Origin of the sequence: Streptomyces sp. NPDC048442 (genome assembly GCF_040651475.1) — a bacterium.
Classification (GTDB): domain Bacteria; phylum Actinomycetota; class Actinomycetes; order Streptomycetales; family Streptomycetaceae; genus Streptomyces.
Window position 1 is genome coordinate 182963 of record NZ_JBEZKB010000008.1, and the last position, 17989, is coordinate 200951.

The 17989-nt window shown below is 67.3% G+C and carries 15 protein-coding genes; 14 read left to right on the plus strand and 1 reads right to left on the minus strand.

Going from position 1 to position 17989, the window contains the following annotated elements; genetic code table 11:
• Positions 1-135: 135 nt before the first annotated feature.
• From rplJ to AB0D18_RS15185, 9 genes are all read left to right on the plus strand, one after another.
• Positions 136-666 carry a 50S ribosomal protein L10 gene (gene rplJ, locus AB0D18_RS15145; protein ID WP_362417190.1) on the plus strand — a complete coding sequence of 177 codons (531 nt, stop codon included), beginning with the start codon at positions 136-138 and terminating at the stop codon, positions 664-666.
• A gap of 111 nt (positions 667-777) precedes the next feature.
• Entirely contained in the window at positions 778-1161 is a 384-nt protein-coding gene (gene rplL, locus AB0D18_RS15150) for a 50S ribosomal protein L7/L12 (protein ID WP_362417193.1), read from the plus strand.
• A gap of 651 nt (positions 1162-1812) precedes the next feature.
• Positions 1813-5298 (plus strand): DNA-directed RNA polymerase subunit beta, encoded by a 3486-nt coding sequence (gene rpoB / locus AB0D18_RS15155; RefSeq protein ID WP_362417196.1) that lies wholly within the window; start codon positions 1813-1815, stop codon positions 5296-5298.
• Positions 5299-5426: 128 nt separating this feature from the next.
• The gene (locus AB0D18_RS15160) at positions 5427-9338 is read left to right on the plus strand and encodes a DNA-directed RNA polymerase subunit beta' (protein WP_362417199.1); all 3912 of its coding nucleotides are present in this window, start codon (positions 5427-5429) and stop codon (positions 9336-9338) included.
• Between the two features lie 264 nt (positions 9339-9602).
• Positions 9603-10004 carry a hypothetical protein gene (locus AB0D18_RS15165; RefSeq protein WP_362417202.1) on the plus strand — a complete coding sequence of 134 codons (402 nt, stop codon included), beginning with the start codon at positions 9603-9605 and terminating at the stop codon, positions 10002-10004.
• Positions 10005-10117: 113 nt separating this feature from the next.
• Positions 10118-10705, plus strand: coding sequence for a phage tail protein (locus tag AB0D18_RS15170; protein WP_362417205.1), 588 nt, complete (start codon positions 10118-10120; stop codon positions 10703-10705).
• 86 nt (positions 10706-10791) lie between these two features.
• Complete coding sequence (locus AB0D18_RS15175) at positions 10792-11082, plus strand: hypothetical protein (protein ID WP_362417208.1); 291 nt, start codon at positions 10792-10794, stop codon at positions 11080-11082.
• Between the two features lie 8 nt (positions 11083-11090).
• Entirely contained in the window at positions 11091-11504 is a 414-nt protein-coding gene (locus AB0D18_RS15180; RefSeq protein ID WP_362417211.1) for a hypothetical protein, read from the plus strand.
• Between the two features lie 133 nt (positions 11505-11637).
• A complete protein-coding gene (locus AB0D18_RS15185) occupies positions 11638-12057 on the plus strand; it encodes a DUF3592 domain-containing protein (protein WP_362417214.1) in 420 nt (139 codons plus the stop codon).
• Positions 12058-12111: 54 nt separating this feature from the next.
• On the opposite strand, the gene AB0D18_RS15190 is transcribed toward AB0D18_RS15185, so the two are convergent.
• Positions 12112-12534 carry a hypothetical protein gene (locus AB0D18_RS15190; RefSeq protein ID WP_362417217.1) on the minus strand — a complete coding sequence of 141 codons (423 nt, stop codon included), beginning with the start codon at positions 12532-12534 and terminating at the stop codon, positions 12112-12114.
• A 111-nt stretch (positions 12535-12645) separates the two neighbouring features.
• Between AB0D18_RS15190 and AB0D18_RS15195 the strand changes: the two genes are divergently transcribed.
• The 5 genes from AB0D18_RS15195 to AB0D18_RS15215 are packed head-to-tail and all read left to right on the plus strand — an operon-like array spanning position 12646 to position 17989.
• Positions 12646-13314, plus strand: coding sequence for a hypothetical protein (locus tag AB0D18_RS15195; protein WP_362417220.1), 669 nt, complete (start codon positions 12646-12648; stop codon positions 13312-13314).
• 58 nt (positions 13315-13372) lie between these two features.
• Positions 13373-14443: a hypothetical protein gene (locus AB0D18_RS15200; protein WP_362417223.1), complete on the plus strand. Its 1071-nt coding sequence runs from the start codon at positions 13373-13375 to the stop codon at positions 14441-14443.
• 6 nt (positions 14444-14449) lie between these two features.
• On the plus strand, positions 14450-15295 hold the full coding sequence (locus AB0D18_RS15205) for a hypothetical protein (RefSeq protein ID WP_362417226.1): 846 nt from the start codon (positions 14450-14452) through the stop codon (positions 15293-15295).
• Entirely contained in the window at positions 15282-17660 is a 2379-nt protein-coding gene (locus AB0D18_RS15210; protein ID WP_362417229.1) for a hypothetical protein, read from the plus strand. The genes AB0D18_RS15205 and AB0D18_RS15210 overlap by 14 nt, the downstream gene beginning before the upstream one ends.
• A complete protein-coding gene (locus AB0D18_RS15215) occupies positions 17657-17989 on the plus strand; it encodes a hypothetical protein (RefSeq protein WP_362417232.1) in 333 nt (110 codons plus the stop codon). The genes AB0D18_RS15210 and AB0D18_RS15215 overlap by 4 nt, the downstream gene beginning before the upstream one ends.

Below are 17989 nucleotides of genomic sequence, written 5' to 3' on the forward strand. Positions count from 1 at the left end.
CGACCTGCGCAGGTGTTCGTGGAAAGTTCCCGGTTCATTCTGGTTGAGCTCAGCCCCGTGCGCTTGCGCCGGGGCGTTTCGTATTTCCAGCCCCTTCTGAGCGGTCCTCATCACCCGGAAGGAGGCCGACGCTCTATGGCAAGGCCCGACAAGGCTGCCGCGGTAGCCGAGCTCGCGGACCAGTTCCGCAGCTCGAACGCCGCTGTGCTGACCGAGTACCGGGGTCTCACCGTTGCGCAGCTCAAGACGCTGCGTCGTTCGCTCGGTGAGAACGCCCAGTACGCCGTGGTGAAGAACACGCTGACCAAGATTGCGGCCAACGAGGCCGGGATCTCTTCGCTGGACGACCAGTTCACTGGTCCGACGGCGGTTGCCTTCATCACCGGTGACCCGGTGGAGTCGGCGAAGGGTCTTCGTGACTTCGCCAAGGAGAACCCGAACCTCATCATCAAGGGCGGTGTCCTTGACGGTAAGGCGCTGACCGCCGATGAGATCAAGAAGCTCGCGGACCTCGAGTCCCGCGAGGTTCTGCTCGCCAAGCTGGCGGGTGCCATGAAGGGCAAGCAGACTCAGGCTGCGCAGCTCTTCCAGGCGCTTCCGTCGAAGTTCGTCCGCACTGCGGAAGCGCTTCGCGTCAAGCTCGAAGAGCAGGGCGGTGCCGAGTAACTCGGCTCGCGCATTGGTCGTAGCCCGGTAGGGAGACGGCCGCAGCGGGCCGACAGTACGCCCGCCGACATTTAACTCCGGCACCTGCCGAATTAGTGGAAGGACGCCATCATGGCGAAGCTCAGCCAGGAAGACCTGCTCGCTCAGTTCGAGGAGCTCACCCTCATCGAGCTCTCCGAGTTCGTGAAGGCCTTCGAGGAGAAGTTCGACGTCACCGCCGCCGCGGCCGTCGCCGTTGCCGGCCCCGCCCAGGGCGGCCCGGCTGCCGAGGCCGCTGAGGAGCAGGACGAGTTCGACGTCATCCTCACCGGTGCCGGCGACAAGAAGATCCAGGTCATCAAGGTCGTGCGTGAGCTCACCTCGCTGGGTCTGAAGGAGGCCAAGGACCTCGTCGACGGCGCTCCGAAGCCGGTCCTCGAGAAGGTCACCAAGGAGGCCGCCGAGAAGGCTGCCGAGTCCCTCAAGGGCGCCGGTGCGGCCGTCGAGGTCAAGTGACCTTCTGAGTCTTAAGACTCTTTTTGCCGGAGAAACGCCGCAAGGCGTGTAACGCCGGCACAGCCAAGGGCGATCACCCAATGGGGTGGTCGCCCTTCGGCGTTCCTCCGGCGGCTGGGCTCATCGCTCCCCGGCGAGTATGGTGATCTTCGTTGTGCGCCCCCACAGGCCCACTGAGCGCCCGCTGTACAGCCGCTGAGGCGGTCCGGGCGGGTGACAAGCCTCCGAGGGGGCGGGGGGCCTTGACGAACGGCACGCAGCGCGCAATTCTCAGGACGCGTCGTCACAACGATCCGGCTCCGAGGCATGGATCGACGGCGAAGAGGGCAGTATCGAGGTGCGCTCCGAGGGCGCGAGGGTTCGCCCGTGGCGTGGAACAACAGGCAGGCGCAACAGCAGTCGTGACAGTGGCGTTGAGAAGAACAAAGAGGCCGATGAGGGTCCCAAAAAACCCGCTCTGGACATCAGTGGGCCAAGTGGCTACACTGACCCTTTGCGCTGCCTGTTAGCTGCCTCCTGCCCGTCACCAGGGGCATGCCCACTGTTTGAGCACTGAGGAATGAACTGCCCTGTTCTGGGCTTTTCTGTCTCTGTGTCCAATGTGGGACCGGTACGCGCGTAGTGAGTCCGAGCCCTCGGAAGGACCCCCTCTTGGCCGCCTCGCGCAACGCCTCGACCTCCAATACGAACAACGGCGCAAGCACCGCCCCGCTGCGCATCTCCTTTGCAAAGATCAAGGAGCCCCTCGAGGTTCCGAACCTCCTCGCGCTGCAGACCGAGAGCTTTGACTGGCTGCTCGGTAACGCCGCTTGGAAGGGTCGCGTCGAGGCCGCTCTCGAGAGCGGACAGGACGTCCCCACCAAGTCCGGTCTGGAAGAGATCTTTGAAGAGATCTCCCCGATCGAGGACTTTTCCGGGTCGATGTCGCTGACGTTCCGCGACCACCGTTTCGAGCCGCCGAAGAACTCCATCGACGAGTGCAAGGAGCGCGACTTCACGTTCGCCGCCCCGCTCTTCGTCACCGCGGAGTTCACCAACAACGAGACCGGCGAGATCAAGTCCCAGACGGTCTTCATGGGCGATTTCCCGCTCATGACCAACAAGGGCACCTTCGTCATCAACGGCACCGAGCGTGTCGTGGTGTCGCAGCTGGTCCGCTCGCCGGGTGTCTACTTCGACTCGTCGATCGACAAGACGTCCGACAAGGACATCTTCTCCGCCAAGATCATCCCGTCCCGGGGTGCCTGGCTGGAGATGGAGATCGACAAGCGCGACATGGTCGGTGTCCGCATCGACCGCAAGCGCAAGCAGTCCGTCACCGTTCTCCTGAAGGCTCTCGGTTGGACGACCGAGCAGATCCTTGAGGAGTTCGGCGAGTACGAGTCCATGCGCGCCACCCTGGAGAAGGACCACACCCAGGGCCAGGACGACGCACTGCTCGACATCTACCGCAAGCTGCGTCCGGGCGAGCCGCCCACGCGCGAGGCTGCTCAGACGCTGCTCGAGAACCTCTACTTCAACCCGAAGCGCTACGACCTCGCGAAGGTCGGCCGCTACAAGGTGAACAAGAAGCTCGGCGCCGACGAGCCGCTGAACGCGGGTGTCCTCACCAGCAAGGACATCATCGCCACCATCAAGTACCTGGTCCGGCTGCACGCCGGCGAGGTCGAGACGGTCGGCGAGTCGGGTCGGAACATCGTCGTCGAGACCGACGACATCGACCACTTCGGCAACCGTCGTCTGCGCAACGTCGGCGAGCTCATCCAGAACCAGGTCCGCACGGGTCTGGCTCGTATGGAGCGCGTCGTGCGTGAGCGCATGACGACTCAGGACGTCGAGGCGATCACGCCGCAGACCCTGATCAACATCCGGCCGGTCGTCGCCTCCATCAAGGAGTTCTTCGGCACCAGCCAGCTGTCGCAGTTCATGGACCAGAACAACCCGCTGTCGGGTCTCACCCACAAGCGCCGTCTGTCGGCGCTTGGCCCGGGTGGTCTCTCCCGTGAGCGGGCCGGCTTCGAGGTCCGTGACGTGCACCCGTCCCACTACGGCCGTATGTGCCCGATTGAGACGCCTGAAGGCCCGAACATTGGTCTGATCGGTTCGCTGGCTTCGTACGGCCGCGTCAACGCCTTCGGCTTTGTCGAGACCCCGTACCGCCGCGTCACCGAAGGTGTCGTCACCGACGAGGTCGACTACCTGACGGCCGACGAGGAAGACCGCTTCGTGATCGCCCAGGCGAACGCGACCCTCGGTGAGGACATGCGCTTCACCGAGTCGCGCGTCCTGGTCCGCCGCCGTGGCGGCGAGATCGACTACATCCCGGGCGACGACGTCGACTACATGGACGTCTCGCCGCGCCAGATGGTGTCGGTCGCGACCGCGATGATCCCGTTCCTCGAGCACGACGACGCAAACCGCGCGCTCATGGGCGCGAACATGATGCGTCAGGCCGTGCCGCTGATCACGTCCGAGGCTCCGCTCGTCGGCACCGGCATGGAGTACCGCTGTGCGGTCGACGCCGGTGACGTGGTCAAGGCGGAGAAGGCGGGTGTGGTCCAGGAGGTTTCCGCGGACTACGTCACCGTCGCCAACGACGACGGCACGTACACCACGTACCGGATCGCCAAGTTCTCCCGCTCCAACCAGGGCACCTCGGTCAACCAGAAGGTTGTCGTCAACGAGGGTTCCCGGGTCATCGAAGGCCAGGTCCTCGCCGACGGTCCCGCCACCCAGCAGGGTGAGATGGCGCTCGGCAAGAACCTCCTCGTCGCCTTCATGCCGTGGGAGGGTCACAACTACGAGGACGCGATCATCCTGTCGCAGCGCCTCGTGCAGGACGACGTCCTCTCCTCGATCCACATCGAGGAGCACGAGGTCGACGCCCGTGACACCAAGCTCGGCCCGGAGGAGATCACCCGGGACATCCCGAACGTCTCCGAAGAGGTCCTCGCGGACCTCGACGAGCGCGGCATCATCCGTATCGGTGCCGAGGTCACGGCCGGAGACATCCTCGTCGGCAAGGTCACGCCCAAGGGCGAGACCGAGCTGACGCCGGAGGAGCGCCTGCTCCGCGCGATCTTCGGCGAGAAGGCGCGCGAAGTGCGCGACACCTCGCTGAAGGTGCCGCACGGTGAGATCGGCAAGATCATCGGCGTCCGCGTCTTCGACCGCGAAGAGGGCGACGAGCTGCCGCCGGGCGTGAACCAGCTGGTTCGTGTCTACGTGGCGCAGAAGCGCAAGATCACCGACGGTGACAAGCTCGCCGGCCGTCACGGCAACAAGGGCGTCATCTCGAAGATCCTGCCGATCGAGGACATGCCGTTCCTGGAGGACGGCACCCCGGTCGACATCATCCTCAACCCCCTGGGTGTGCCGTCCCGAATGAACCCGGGACAGGTCCTGGAGATCCACCTCGGCTGGCTCGCCAGCCGCGGCTGGGACGTCTCCGGACTGGGTGACGAGTGGGCGCAGCGCCTGCAGGTCATCGGCGCCGACCGCGTCGAGCCCGGCACCAACGTCGCCACCCCGGTGTTCGACGGTGCGCGCGAGGACGAGATCACCGGTCTCTTCGAGGCCACGATCCCCAACCGCGACGGCGACCGGCTGGTCCAGCCCTCGGGCAAGGCCAACCTGTTCGACGGCCGCTCCGGCGAGCCGTTCCCTGAGCCGGTCTCGGTCGGCTACATGTACATCCTCAAGCTCCACCACCTGGTCGACGACAAGCTCCACGCGCGTTCGACCGGCCCGTACTCGATGATCACCCAGCAGCCGCTGGGTGGTAAGGCGCAGTTCGGTGGTCAGCGCTTCGGTGAGATGGAGGTGTGGGCGCTGGAGGCTTATGGCGCCGCTTACGCCCTCCAGGAGCTGCTGACGATCAAGTCCGATGACGTGACCGGCCGCGTGAAAGTCTACGAGGCCATCGTCAAGGGCGAGAACATCCCGGAGCCCGGCATTCCCGAGTCCTTCAAGGTGCTCATCAAGGAAATGCAGTCGCTCTGCCTCAACGTGGAGGTGCTGTCCTCGGACGGCATGTCCATCGAGATGCGTGACACGGACGAGGACGTCTTCCGCGCAGCGGAGGAACTCGGTATCGACCTGTCCCGGCGCGAGCCGAGCAGCGTCGAAGAGGTCTGACGGGCCGGCCGGGAGTCCTCCCAGTAGAGGACTCCCGGCCCTCCCCGGACCCGTTCAGACCATTTGAAGTGCCCATTAATCTCGCTCACGCGAGGGGCTCGAACCCCCGAAAGAGGGATTGACGACAAGTGCTCGACGTCAACTTCTTCGACGAGCTGCGGATTGGCCTCGCCACCGCGGACGACATCCGGACCTGGTCCCACGGCGAAGTGAAGAAGCCGGAGACCATCAACTACCGCACGCTCAAGCCCGAAAAGGACGGACTCTTCTGCGAGAAGATCTTCGGTCCGACCCGGGACTGGGAGTGCTACTGCGGCAAGTACAAGCGTGTCCGCTTCAAGGGCATCATCTGTGAGCGCTGCGGCGTCGAGGTCACTCGCGCCAAGGTGCGTCGTGAGCGGATGGGCCACATTGAGCTGGCCGCACCCGTCACGCACATCTGGTACTTCAAGGGCGTTCCCTCGCGCCTTGGCTACCTGCTCGACCTCGCGCCGAAGGACCTCGAAAAGGTCATCTACTTCGCCGCGTACATGATCACCTTCGTGGACGAGGAGCGCCGGACGCGCGACCTGCCCTCGCTGGAGGCACACGTCTCCGTCGAGCGTCAGCAGGTCGAGAACCGTCGTGACTCCGACCTGGAGGCCCGCGCCAAGAAGCTCGAGACCGACCTGGCCGAGCTTGAGGCCGAGGGTGCGAAGGCCGACGTGCGCCGCAAGGTGCGCGAAGGTGCCGAGCGCGAGATGAAGCAGCTCCGTGACCGCGCCCAGCGCGAGATCGACCGCCTCGACGAGGTGTGGAACCGCTTCAAGAACCTCAAGGTCCAGGACCTGGAGGGCGACGAGCTCCTCTACCGCGAGCTGCGTGACCGCTTCGGCACGTACTTCGACGGTTCGATGGGTGCTGCTGCACTGCAGAAGCGCCTGGAGTCCTTCGACCTCGAGGAGGAGGCCGAGCGCCTCCGCGAGATCATCCGCACCGGCAAGGGCCAGAAGAAGACCCGTGCGCTCAAGCGCCTCAAGGTCGTCTCCGCGTTCCTGTCGACGAGCAACAGCCCCAAGGGCATGGTGCTCGACTGCGTGCCGGTCATCCCGCCGGACCTGCGTCCGATGGTGCAGCTGGACGGTGGCCGCTTCGCGACCTCCGACCTGAACGACCTGTACCGCCGCGTGATCAACCGCAACAACCGCCTGAAGCGACTCCTTGACCTCGGCGCCCCCGAGATCATCGTGAACAACGAGAAGCGCATGCTTCAGGAGGCCGTCGACGCGCTCTTCGACAACGGCCGTCGTGGTCGCCCGGTCACGGGCCCCGGCAACCGTCCGCTGAAGTCGCTGTCCGACATGCTCAAGGGCAAGCAGGGTCGATTCCGTCAGAACCTTCTCGGCAAGCGTGTGGACTACTCCGCGCGTTCCGTGATCGTCGTCGGCCCGCAGCTCAAGCTGCACCAGTGCGGTCTGCCGAAGGCCATGGCGCTGGAGCTCTTCAAGCCGTTCGTGATGAAGCGCCTGGTGGACCTGAACCACGCGCAGAACATCAAGTCGGCCAAGCGCATGGTCGAGCGCGGCCGCACGGTCGTGTACGACGTGCTGGAAGAGGTCATCGCGGAGCACCCGGTTCTCCTGAACCGTGCGCCCACGCTGCACCGCCTCGGCATCCAGGCCTTCGAGCCCCAGCTGGTCGAGGGCAAGGCCATCCAGATCCACCCGCTCGTCTGCACCGCGTTCAACGCGGACTTCGACGGTGACCAGATGGCCGTGCACCTGCCGCTTTCGGCAGAGGCGCAGGCCGAGGCCCGCATCCTGATGCTGTCCTCGAACAACATCCTGAAGCCGGCCGACGGTCGTCCCGTCACCATGCCGACCCAGGACATGGTGCTGGGCCTGTTCTTCCTCACGACCGACGAGGAAGAGCGCAAGGTCATCGGTGAGGGCCGTTCCTTCGGCTCCTCGGCCGAGGCGACCATGGCGTTCGACAACCGGGAGCTCTCGCTCCAGGCGAAGGTCGACATCCGCTTCCCCGTAGGCACCGTCCCGCCGCGTGGCTGGACCCCGCCGGCGACGGAAGAGGCCGACGGCTTCGGCACGGGCGAGTGGCAGACCGGCGACTCGTTCCGTCTCCGTACGACCCTGGGCCGTGCGCTCTTCAACGAGCTGCTGCCCGAGGACTACCCGTTCGTCGACTACTCGGTGGGCAAGAAGCAGCTCTCCGAGATCGTCAACGACCTGGCGGAGCGCTACCCCAAGGTCATCGTGGCGGCGACGCTCGACAACCTGAAGGCGGCCGGCTTCCACTGGGCGACCCGTTCGGGCGTCACCGTGGCCGTCTCCGACATCGTCGTGCCCGAGGCCAAGCGGGCCATCGTCAAGGGCTACGAGGACCAGGACGAGAAGGTCCAGAAGCAGTACGAGCGCGGTCTCATCACCAAGGAAGAGCGCACTCAGGAGCTCATCGCGATCTGGACCAAGGCGACCAACGAGGTTGCCGAGGCGATGAACGCGAACTTCCCCAAGACGAACCCCATCTTCATGATGGTTGACTCGGGTGCCCGAGGAAACATGATGCAGATGCGTCAGATCGCCGGTATGCGTGGTCTGGTGTCCAACGCCAAGAACGAGACGATTCCTCGTCCGATTAAGGCGTCGTTCCGCGAGGGCCTGTCCGTGCTGGAGTACTTCATCTCCACCCACGGTGCCCGTAAGGGTCTCGCCGACACCGCCCTGCGTACCGCCGACTCGGGTTACCTGACCCGTCGTCTGGTGGACGTCTCGCAGGACGTGATCATTCGCGAGGAGGACTGCGGCACCGACCGCGGCCTCAAGCTGAAGATCGCGGAGAAGGGCGCCGACGGCATCCTCCGCAAGACGGACGATGTCGAGACCAGCGTCTACGCCCGCATGCTGGCGGAGGACGTCGTCATCGACGGCAAGGTCATCGCGCCTGCCAACGTCGACCTCGGCGACGTGCTCATCGACCAGCTGGTCGTGCACGGTGTGGAGGAGGTCAAGACCCGCTCGGTCCTGACCTGTGAGTCCGCGGTCGGCACCTGTGCCTTCTGCTACGGACGCTCGCTGGCCACCGGCAAGCTCGTCGACATCGGTGAGGCGGTCGGCATCATCGCCGCCCAGTCCATCGGTGAGCCGGGTACGCAGCTCACCATGCGTACCTTCCACACCGGTGGTGTGGCCGGTGACGACATCACCCAGGGTCTGCCCCGTGTCGTCGAGCTCTTCGAGGCTCGTACGCCGAAGGGTGTCGCCCCGATCTCCGAGGCCAAGGGCCGCGTGCGGATCGAGGAGACCGAGAAGACCAAGAAGATCGTCGTCACGCCGGACGACGGCAGCGAGGAGACGCCCTTCCCGATCTCCAAGCGTGCCCGTCTGCTGGTCGGCGAGGGCGACGCGGTCGAGGTGGGCCAGAAGCTCACCGTCGGTGCGACCAACCCGCACGACGTGCTCCGGATCCTCGGTCAGCGTGCGGTCCAGGTCCACCTGGTCGGCGAAGTCCAGAAGGTCTACAACAGCCAGGGCGTGTCGATCCACGACAAGCACATCGAGATCATCATCCGGCAGATGCTCCGCCGCGTGACGATCATCGAGTCCGGCGACGCGGAACTGCTGCCGGGCGAGCTCGTCGAGCGCTCGAAGTTCGAGACCGAGAACCGTCGTGTGGTCCAGGAGAGCGGTCACCCCGCCTCCGGTCGTCCGCAGCTGATGGGTATCACCAAGGCCTCGCTGGCGACGGAGTCGTGGCTGTCCGCGGCTTCCTTCCAGGAGACGACCAGGGTCCTGACGGACGCGGCGATCAACGCCAAGTCCGACTCCCTGATCGGCCTCAAGGAGAACGTCATCATCGGTAAGCTCATCCCGGCCGGTACGGGTCTCTCCCGCTACCGCAACATCCGGGTCGAGCCGACCGAAGAGGCCAAGGCCGCGATGTACTCGGCCGTCGGCTACGACGACATCGACTACTCGCCGTTCGGCACGGGCTCCGGCCAGGCCGTTCCGCTGGAGGACTACGACTACGGTCCGTACAACCAGTAAGGCGTACGTACGTCACTGAAGGGCGCCCACCCGGCTTCGTGCGGGGTGGGCGCCCTTCGGCGTTTCCGGGCCCCGGTCTCCTATCGGGTTGCGAACTCGGCGTTCATGGATCACAGTTGGCGCAGCGGCAGAGCTGTGCCCGGGCGACCGGGTGGCAGACCTGCCGCTTTTGCGTTCCCGCAGTTCCTGAAGGACTCGCGGTCCTGAAGGACCCACAGTTCTCCGAAGCACCCGCAGCACAGGCCCCCCGAAGGGAGTGTCCATGTGAGTCCCCTCGCCTTCCCGGACGCGGAACGGCTGGTCGTCGACCACCTCAAGAACCGGCCGGAGCTGGCCGGGGTGGTGGTCGACAACCGTCCTCCGGCCGGCTTCGACGGCACCCAGCGCGCCGTCCTCGTCTCCCGTGTCGGCGGCGCGTGGGTGGACGACCTCCACCTCGACCAGCCGCTGGTCGACCTGGAGGTGTACGGGCCGGACAAGACGGCCGCGCACACGGTGGCGCTCGCCGCCCGTGCCGCAGTCCTCACACTGGCCGGCACGTCGTACGGCAACGCCTTCGTCACCGACGTCGTCGAGGCGGACGGGCCGCGCTGGCTGCCGGACTACCTCCGGCCGGCCGGCAACCGGTACCTCGCCACCGTCCGGATCTCGGTCCGGCCCTCCTGATCCGTACGGCAGCGCACCGCTCGTACGGCCCGCACGCGCTTTTCCAAGGCCCCGCCACCGGCGGGGCCTTCGTCATTTCCGAGCAGTTCCAGACACCTCTCCGAGGAGCAGACATGGCAGGCAACAACGGCAGTCAGATCCGCGTGGCCGGTTCCGGCCGCATCCTGGTCGCGAAGGCGGGTGCGACCGGCCCGGCCGCACCGGCGCACACCGGCGACGCCTGGGCGGCCGGCTGGACCGAGCTGGGGTACACCACCACCGACGGCATCAAGTTCAACAAGAAGGACAAGATCGACCCGGTGGACACCTGGCAGTCGGTGAGCCCGGCGCGGTTCATCTACTCCGACCGCGACCTGACGGTGAAGTTCCAGCTGCTCCAGCTGAACATGGACACCCTGCCGTTCTTCATGGGCGGCGACGCCGTCACCCCGGTCACCGGCACCGGTGTCGCGGACACCTACCAGTACAAGCTGGCGTCCGAGCCGAAGCAGGACGAGCGGCAGCTCGGCATCGAGTTCAAGGACGGGGCGGACGTCACGTACCGCTTCATCATTCCGCGCGGTCAGGTCACCGAGACCGAGGAGATCGCGCTCACGCGCACCGGTGCGCTGAAGCTCGGGGTCACGTTCACGGCGCTGGCGGCCGAGGGGAGCCCGACGCTGGCGACGTGGCTGATGAAGGACAAGTCGTTCGCCGCGTGACGCAGGTGTGACCGGTGGCGGGGGAGAGCCCGGAGTGGGTTCCTCCCCCGCCGTATCCCTCCGACTCCAGCAGAGGAGCCCCCCGTATGTCCGGCTTCAACGTCAATGCGGCCCGCGCCCAGCGTCTCGAAGCGCTCGGCCGTGCCTGGACCTTCGAACTCGACGACGACGTCTTCGAGTTGCCCACCGAGCTGACCCGCGGGGTCGCCCGCAAGCTGCGCGCCCTGGACGACGACGACGTCGACGGGCTGCTGCGGCTGCTGCTCGGCGAAAAGCAGTACGCGCGGTTCGACCGCCACGAGATCACCATGCAGGACATCGCCGCCATCCTGGAGGCGTACGGCAAGGAGACCGGGCTCGGCCTGGGGGAAGGCTGAGCCTCGGCGTGTTCGTCGACGAACACGCCGAGGCCCTGGAGGCCGATCTGCTCCGGCACTACGGCCTCGACCTGCTCGACTGGCACCGGGGCGGGCTGTCCTCGCGGCGGCTGGCGGTGCTGGTGAAACACCTGCCGCGGGACAGCGCGGTGGCCCGGGAGCTGCACGGGGAGGCGGCCGAGTGGGAGGTCACGGATCATCTGCTGGCGTCCGTGGTGGACCAACTCGCCGAGTCCAACTGGATGTTCGCCACGGTCAACCAGGACGAGGACGCGGAGCGGCTGGAGTTTCCGGAGCCCGTCGTGCGGCCGGGTCAGCCCGGCGCGCAGGCGGATTCCGGGGCAGTTCGCGGGGAGCGTCCGGCGCCCGTCGAGGAGCCGGCCGGCCCGGGGCCGGCCCGGCTGGCAGCGTTCTTCGGCTGACGCTCGTGTCCTACGGGTTACGGGCCTGTTGTTCCCTGCCCCGCGGCGCCCGTCGATACGAGAGGGGCTGCTGGGCCACGATGGGCCGACGGTCAACCAGCCGTGTTCTACAGGGTTCTGGAGGTGGAGCGGCATGACAGGGGCGATCGCACTCCCGGTGTTCTTCGGCCTCCTCTTCGCGGTGCTGGCCGGATTCGCCCTTCACGCGGTGCGCAGGATCCGGGTGGGGCTGAGGTTGAGGCGGGCAGGTCTGCGGACGGCAGGGGAGTGCACCGGGGTGACCTGGCGCGAGGACTACGTGGAGGCGAGCTACGGCTACGAGTTGGACGGACGCGCGTACAAGGGCACGTCCGGCTGGATGCCGGGCGGCAGCGTGGAGGCCGGGGCGTCCGTGACGGTGGTCTACGACCCCGACGCGCCCCACGTGTCGGAACTCGGCGACTGCCTGTCGGACAGTGTGCGGACGAGCCGGATGGTCGTGGTGGCTCTCGTCCCCCTGCTGGTCGTGTTCGGCTGGCTGGAAGTCTCGGGAATTCTCGCGCTCCTGCAATGAGCCGCCGCGGCGCGCATGCAGGTCTCCGCGGGCCCCCGTGCACCCGCCGTGTGCTCAGCCGAAGCCGCGAGCGCCGGCCAGCGCGGCACAGGCAGTCTGAAGCACCAACCAGGTTCCCGTGGAGAGGGTGGACCAGGGCAGGACGCGTCGTAGTTCGCCCTGTGTCCGGGAGAGACCGGGGCGGGCCGGGTCATAGACGACAGGGATGCTTTCTCCCTCGTCGAAGTCCGTGAGTTCGAAGGAATTCGTGCGGAGTTTCCGATGGTGCCGCGTGTTTTTGTGATCGCGGTATGTGTACGTCATCGAAAAGACACCGTTGTTGTAGTGCGAGCGGCTCTGTACGGCTTTCGTCCTGGTTCCGTTGAAGCGAAGGCGGATGTGCGGGTAGAGGCGGATCGCCGCAAAGGGGAGGAGAGCGATTGTCGGGGTGAGGAGTATTGCGTAGGAGACCCAGAAAGGGAAAGAGAGAAGTTTCATCTGAACTCCAGAGGAGCGACCAGCATGTTGTTTTCAACAGAGGAGCAATGAATGACTTCTCCGGCACCAGCACCGGCACCGAAGGCGGAACCGTGGATTAAACCTCCGTGGATGAACGGAGAATTTGAGCACCAAAAGGAACTGTATCGCGACCTGAACCACTCCGTCACTCTGATCAAGTACGAACTCGCCGGTCTGGCCTTGGGGTTCACCCTCATCAAGGCGGACTTCACGTTCCTCAAGGCGGACGAAAAGGGCATCACGTTGCGTGGGCGCCAGCTCGTCACCTTCCCCTGGGCGGATCAGAAGAAGGCGCTGGAAGAGCGCATCAAGCGCGTGAACGAAAAGGTGGCAGACAAACAGGATTCACTCGCGAAGAAGGTTGCCAGGCTGGAAACCATGCGAGACCGGGTCGACCAGGTTCGGGATGACGCGCGTACCGCTGTCCAGTCGGGAGCCGGTGGCAATGCGCAGCGCGCTGCGGCCAAGAGGGAGATCAGCGGCAGCCTTGTCGAGATCTCCAAGGAGGTACGGAAAGGCGCACAGATCGAAAAGAAGGTCGACCAGCAGATCGCCAGGATCGAGAAGCAGGCCAAGAAGTACGACCGCCTGGACGGCCGGCTGGAGACAATCAAACAGAAGGAAGACGCATTGAAAAAGGCGGGCAAGGAAGCCCGCGCCAATGCGACAACGGCCAGGACCGCGGTCCAGGAGCTCAGGACGAACCTGCGGAGCACCCAGCGCGACGTCCGCTCGCTGTCCCGGTCGCTCGACAGCTGATGGCCAGTGCGAACCGGCGCCTTCGTGTCCGGACACCCAGGGAAGAGGAGGAACGGACATGTCCCTCGCGGCAAGTCTGAGAACAGCCGGCTCCGCCATGCAGGGCTTCAACCGGACCGTGTCCGGAGGAACCGCGCCGTTGAACCGGCTCAAAGCATCGGTCGGCCAGGGAAGCACGGCTCTCACGGCCATCAGGGGCGGTGCCGACCGGGCGAGTACGGCCGTCGGCAAGCTCCGTACGTCCGCCGGGCAGGGCGACACCGCCGTCGGCAAGCTGCGTACCGGACTGAGGAACACCGACACCGCCCTCGGCAAGGCCAAGGGCGGGGCGGACAAGCTCAAGAGTGCCCTCGACAAGCTCAAGGGCTCCGCCGACAAGGCCAAGTCCGCGCTCCAGGGCGTCAAACAGCAGTCCGACGCGGTCGAGAAGTCCGTCGGCAAGGCAGGCAAGGGCGCGGACACGACCGGCAAGGCCATGGGCGGTGGGCTCGCCAAGGGGCTCAAGGGGGCGGGCCTCGCGCAGAAGGGGCTCAACCTGGCCATGGCGGCCAATCCGTTCGGCCTGATCATGGCCCTGCTCGCGCCGCTGATTCTCCAGTTCGTGAAGATTGACAAGATCGTCGCCTTCGTCCAGAAGGGCTTCAAGGCGGGGATGAAGGCCATCTCCACGGCGACCTCGGCGGCGATGAAGGCGATCGGGCCGATCCTGCGCGGGATCGGCAACATCCTGCTGGCCCCGTTCCGCGGGTTCGCGGGCGCCATCAACACCGTCATCGGTGCGCTGAACGGCTTCAAGGTCAGCATCCCCGGCTGGGTGCCCGTCTTCGGCGGTCGGTCCTTCTCCATCAACCTGCCGAAGATCCCGGTCCCGCACCTGGCCAAGGGCGGTGTCGTGCCCGCCCGCAACGGCGGCACCCTCGCCCTGGTCGGCGAGGCCGGCGAGTCCGAGGCCGTCATCCCGCTCAGCAGGCTCGACCGGATGATCAGCTCCGGTGCGAGCCGCGCCCAGATCGCCCGGCTCGCGGACGCCGTCGAGCGGCTCGCCGAGCGTCCCGTCCACGTCCAGGTGGACTCCCAGACCATCGCCCGTGCCGTCCTCGTCGGACAGCGTCAACTCGCCCGGAGGTAGGCAGACATGGCAAGGAACCTCTGGATAGGCAAGCCCGGTCTGCTGCGGGAGATCTCCCAGGCGGCGAAGAGCTGGGACCGCAGTACGGACCTGAACACCAGCGAATTCCGGTCCCTGGAGGGGCAGGTGACCCTCGTCGCCCCCACCAGGACCACCCGCCGCACGAAGCTCTCCTTCGAATGGCTGGAACCGGCGGATGCCCAGCACCTCGTCCGGCTGGCCCGGCGGGTCAACGGCCCTGGCATGCTCGGACAGAACGTCTACGCAGGCGGCCCCGTCGTCCTGCTGGACCCCGCCTCGGTCAACCTGCTCGACCCGCTCCAGGCGGCCGGGCAGAGCCGCGTGCCGAGCGGCGGCGACCACTGGTTCACGGTCAGCGGTGACATCACCCTGCGCCCGGCCTACGGCGACGTCTTCGGCGGCGACTGCAAGGACGTGACCACCTCGATCGGCTGGACGCACGGAAACTGGCCGGGCTGGCCCGTCGCTCCGGGGATGAGCGTGTCGTGGCTGGTCCCGCCGGAGTGGGACGCGGCCGTGTGCTCCGCACAGGTCGACTGGAAGGCAGCGGACGGCTCCTACCTGGCGTCCAGTTCGGCAGCCGGTCGGGTGGTCACGGGGACGGCGCCCGCCGGTGCCGCCTTCGCCACCCCGGTCGGCCGGCCCGGTGCGCTCGGCGCGACCGCGCTGGCCGGGGCCTGCCTGACGGTGGGCGAGGACCCCGTCGCGTACGCGCTAGGCGACGGCTGCCCGTCGATGGCGGTCACCGGCCTGACCGACGTGCCGTCGGCCAGGCTGCCGTACCGCAACATCCAAATCGATCTCGTGGAGGTGCGCGGTGCAGCCAACTGACGACCGGCTGGACGCGGAGCTCGCCGCGCCGGAGCGGGTGCCCGCGCACTCCACCCGCCTCGGCGGGCGCGAGCTCGGCGGTCAGGTCCAGTCCTGGAAGGTGGAACGGGCTTACAACACCGATCTGCCCGAAGCCATGCGCGCGGTGTCCGGCAGCGCTTCCGCCCAGTTGGAGGTCCTGCTGGGCGGGGCGGCGGGGGAGGCCGCGCCCCGCCTGTACTCGGCGTGGGCCGACCGCGCGTCCGGGGACACAGTGCGTCCCGGCCAATCCGTGGTGCACGCCGCGGGCCTCAACGGGCGGACGCTGCCCGCCTTCCGCGGCACGGTCAGGTCCCGCTCCGCAGCGTCCGGCAGCGACAGCGTCACCGTCCAGGCCCTGGACGGCGCCGAGCGGCTGCGCGGCCCGGCGTCGCTGCCGCGTCCGTACCACGGCTTCTACTACGGCCGGCCGGTGGCCACGGCCACCTGGTGCGTCGACGAACTGCTGCGCCAGGGCGGCATCGACACCTGCCCGCCGCCGCGCGCACCACTGGCGGACACCTCGGACGTGGAACCGTTCACGGTGCTGTACGCCTCGCTGCACGGCGGCTTCAACGCGTCGTACGGGCAGCCGGAGGTGGTGCCCAGCACCGCCGACTACCGGTGGATACGAGACGGCGCCCCCTTCGAGATGGCGCTGATGCCGGAGAAGCCGGGGCTGCGGGCCTCCTGGATGCCACGCTCGCGCTTCGTCACGCCGGGCGGCGTGTTCCAGGTCGAGTGCTGGGTGAACACCGCGCTGGCCAAGGGCAACACCATCGAGCTGAAGGCGGTCTTCGACCGCAGCGGTGGTGCCGCCGGTTATCTGAGCGGGCTGTTCGACATCTCCACCGGCCTGGTGCGGATCACCTCGGGGACGGTCGGCGGCGGGTACTGGAACTTCGACTGGACCTTCACCAAGCTGGCGGCCCTGCGTGGCAACTGGCACCTGGGGTTCATGGTGGACACCCGGGGAGCGGGCGGCTCGGTGCTGCCCACCGTGACCCCGAGGATGACCGGCCCCGACGGTGGCAACCACTTGGGCCCGCAGGCCACCTACGTGGATCCGGCGGGCGCCCACCCGCGCTCCGAGCTCCAGCAGATCGACCTCGTCACCGACATGCCGGTGGAGTGCCTCCAGGTCACCGACCGGGTGTGGACGGGCGCCGTCGACGCCTACCCCCGCACGGAGTGGGAGCAGAAGGACCAGTGGCGCAAGGGCGCCGAGCTCGACGAGGCCGCGCTGCCGCTCTACGACGTCCCGAAGGTCTCCGGGTCCCAGTGGGAGGCCATCACGGAGATCGCCCGCGCGTCGATGTCCACGGCCGAGTTCGACGAACAGGGCGTCTTCCGCTGGCGCGGCCCCTCCCGGTTCACCCGGGCGCCCGCCCGCCCGGACGCCACCGTCACCACGGTGCGGGACATTTCCTCGCTGACCGTCAGCGAGGAGATCGACGCCTGCCGCAACCACTGCGAGCAGCCCTACCAGGACTGGGCGGGGATCGGCCTGGTGCACGGCACGCCGCAGCCCGACACCCAGATCCGGGAGATCAAGCCCGGCATCCCGGTGGAGGTGACGTACGCGATCGCCGACGACGAGAGCGACATCGGCCCGCTGACGATCGTGGACGACACCACCGCGTCGACCGCCACCCACCGGGTGCGGTTCGGCAGTACGGCCACGGGCGGCACCGCGGTCAAGGGCCAGGTCGTGGTGAGCTCCCGGCGGGAGGGGCCGGCGTACATCGTCCGGTTCACGAACACCGGGACGCAGAGCGCGTGGACGGTCACCAAGGACGGCAAGCCGTCCGTGCAGATCGACCCGCTCAAGCGGTCCGCGGACCCCCGGCAGCGGGTCTGGGCCCGCTGGAGTCCGGCCAGCCAGGCGTACTACGGCAAGCAGCAGTACCTGGCGGCGGCCTCGGAGTGGGTGCAGTCGGCGCTGTCGGCGTACGAACTCGCACAGGCCATGCTCGACGCCGGACGCTATCCGGTGCCGGTGCTCGGAGAGGTGGAGGTGCTGCACGATCCGCGGCTCCAGCTCGGCGACGTGGTGCGGGTGGTGGACTCGGCCGGGGCCAGGCTCGACACGCTGGCCTGGGTGGTCGGGACGCGGACCACGTACACCTCCGGAGCCGTGCCGCAGCAGGTCCTCACCCTGCGCGGGACCGGGTACAACGGCGTTCCGCTCGACGAGGGGCTCGTCCCCGACACGCCGCTGGACCCGGTGTACGGCAGGCAGCGGACGTACCAGATGGTGACCGCGCAGTACGCGACCCTCGCGGACCTGACGGCGGAGCAGCTCACCTACCGGACCTTGATCGACACGCTGGGAGGCGCGGCATGAACGCCACGAACCGGGAGGCGGATGTGTGGGGCACGGCCGTGGACGCGGCGGAGCTCTCGGCACGCGGAGAGGACCCCGAGGCGCCGGAAGAGGTGCTTGCGGATGAGGCACATCCGGGCGAGGCGCTTCAGGTCGAGGCACTACCGGGCGAGGCGTTGCCGGATGAGGCACTTCCGGGCGAGGGGGAGGACTCCGGGGGCGTGATCTTGGACCCGACCCGTCCGGCTCCGGAGGGGCCCGCCCCGGTTCCGGTGCCGATCGACGATCCGGCGTCGCGTGAGGACGACGGCGGCATGCCGTTCGACATCCTGCCGCCGCCGCTCGGCTGA

Coding starts and splice junctions, on each gene's coding strand:
- AB0D18_RS15195 (WP_362417220.1), top strand. CDS start 12,646: ATGAACGGAGAATTTGAGCACCAAAAGGAACTGTATCGCGACCTGAAC.
- AB0D18_RS15175 (WP_362417208.1), top strand. CDS start 10,792: ATGTCCGGCTTCAACGTCAATGCGGCCCGCGCCCAGCGTCTCGAAGCG.
- AB0D18_RS15215 (WP_362417232.1), top strand. CDS start 17,657: ATGAACGCCACGAACCGGGAGGCGGATGTGTGGGGCACGGCCGTGGAC.
- AB0D18_RS15205 (WP_362417226.1), top strand. CDS start 14,450: ATGGCAAGGAACCTCTGGATAGGCAAGCCCGGTCTGCTGCGGGAGATC.
- rplJ (WP_362417190.1), top strand. CDS start 136: ATGGCAAGGCCCGACAAGGCTGCCGCGGTAGCCGAGCTCGCGGACCAG.
- AB0D18_RS15200 (WP_362417223.1), top strand. CDS start 13,373: ATGTCCCTCGCGGCAAGTCTGAGAACAGCCGGCTCCGCCATGCAGGGC.
- AB0D18_RS15190 (WP_362417217.1), bottom strand. CDS start 12,534: ATGAAACTTCTCTCTTTCCCTTTCTGGGTCTCCTACGCAATACTCCTC.
- AB0D18_RS15185 (WP_362417214.1), top strand. CDS start 11,638: ATGACAGGGGCGATCGCACTCCCGGTGTTCTTCGGCCTCCTCTTCGCG.
- rplL (WP_362417193.1), top strand. CDS start 778: ATGGCGAAGCTCAGCCAGGAAGACCTGCTCGCTCAGTTCGAGGAGCTC.
- AB0D18_RS15170 (WP_362417205.1), top strand. CDS start 10,118: ATGGCAGGCAACAACGGCAGTCAGATCCGCGTGGCCGGTTCCGGCCGC.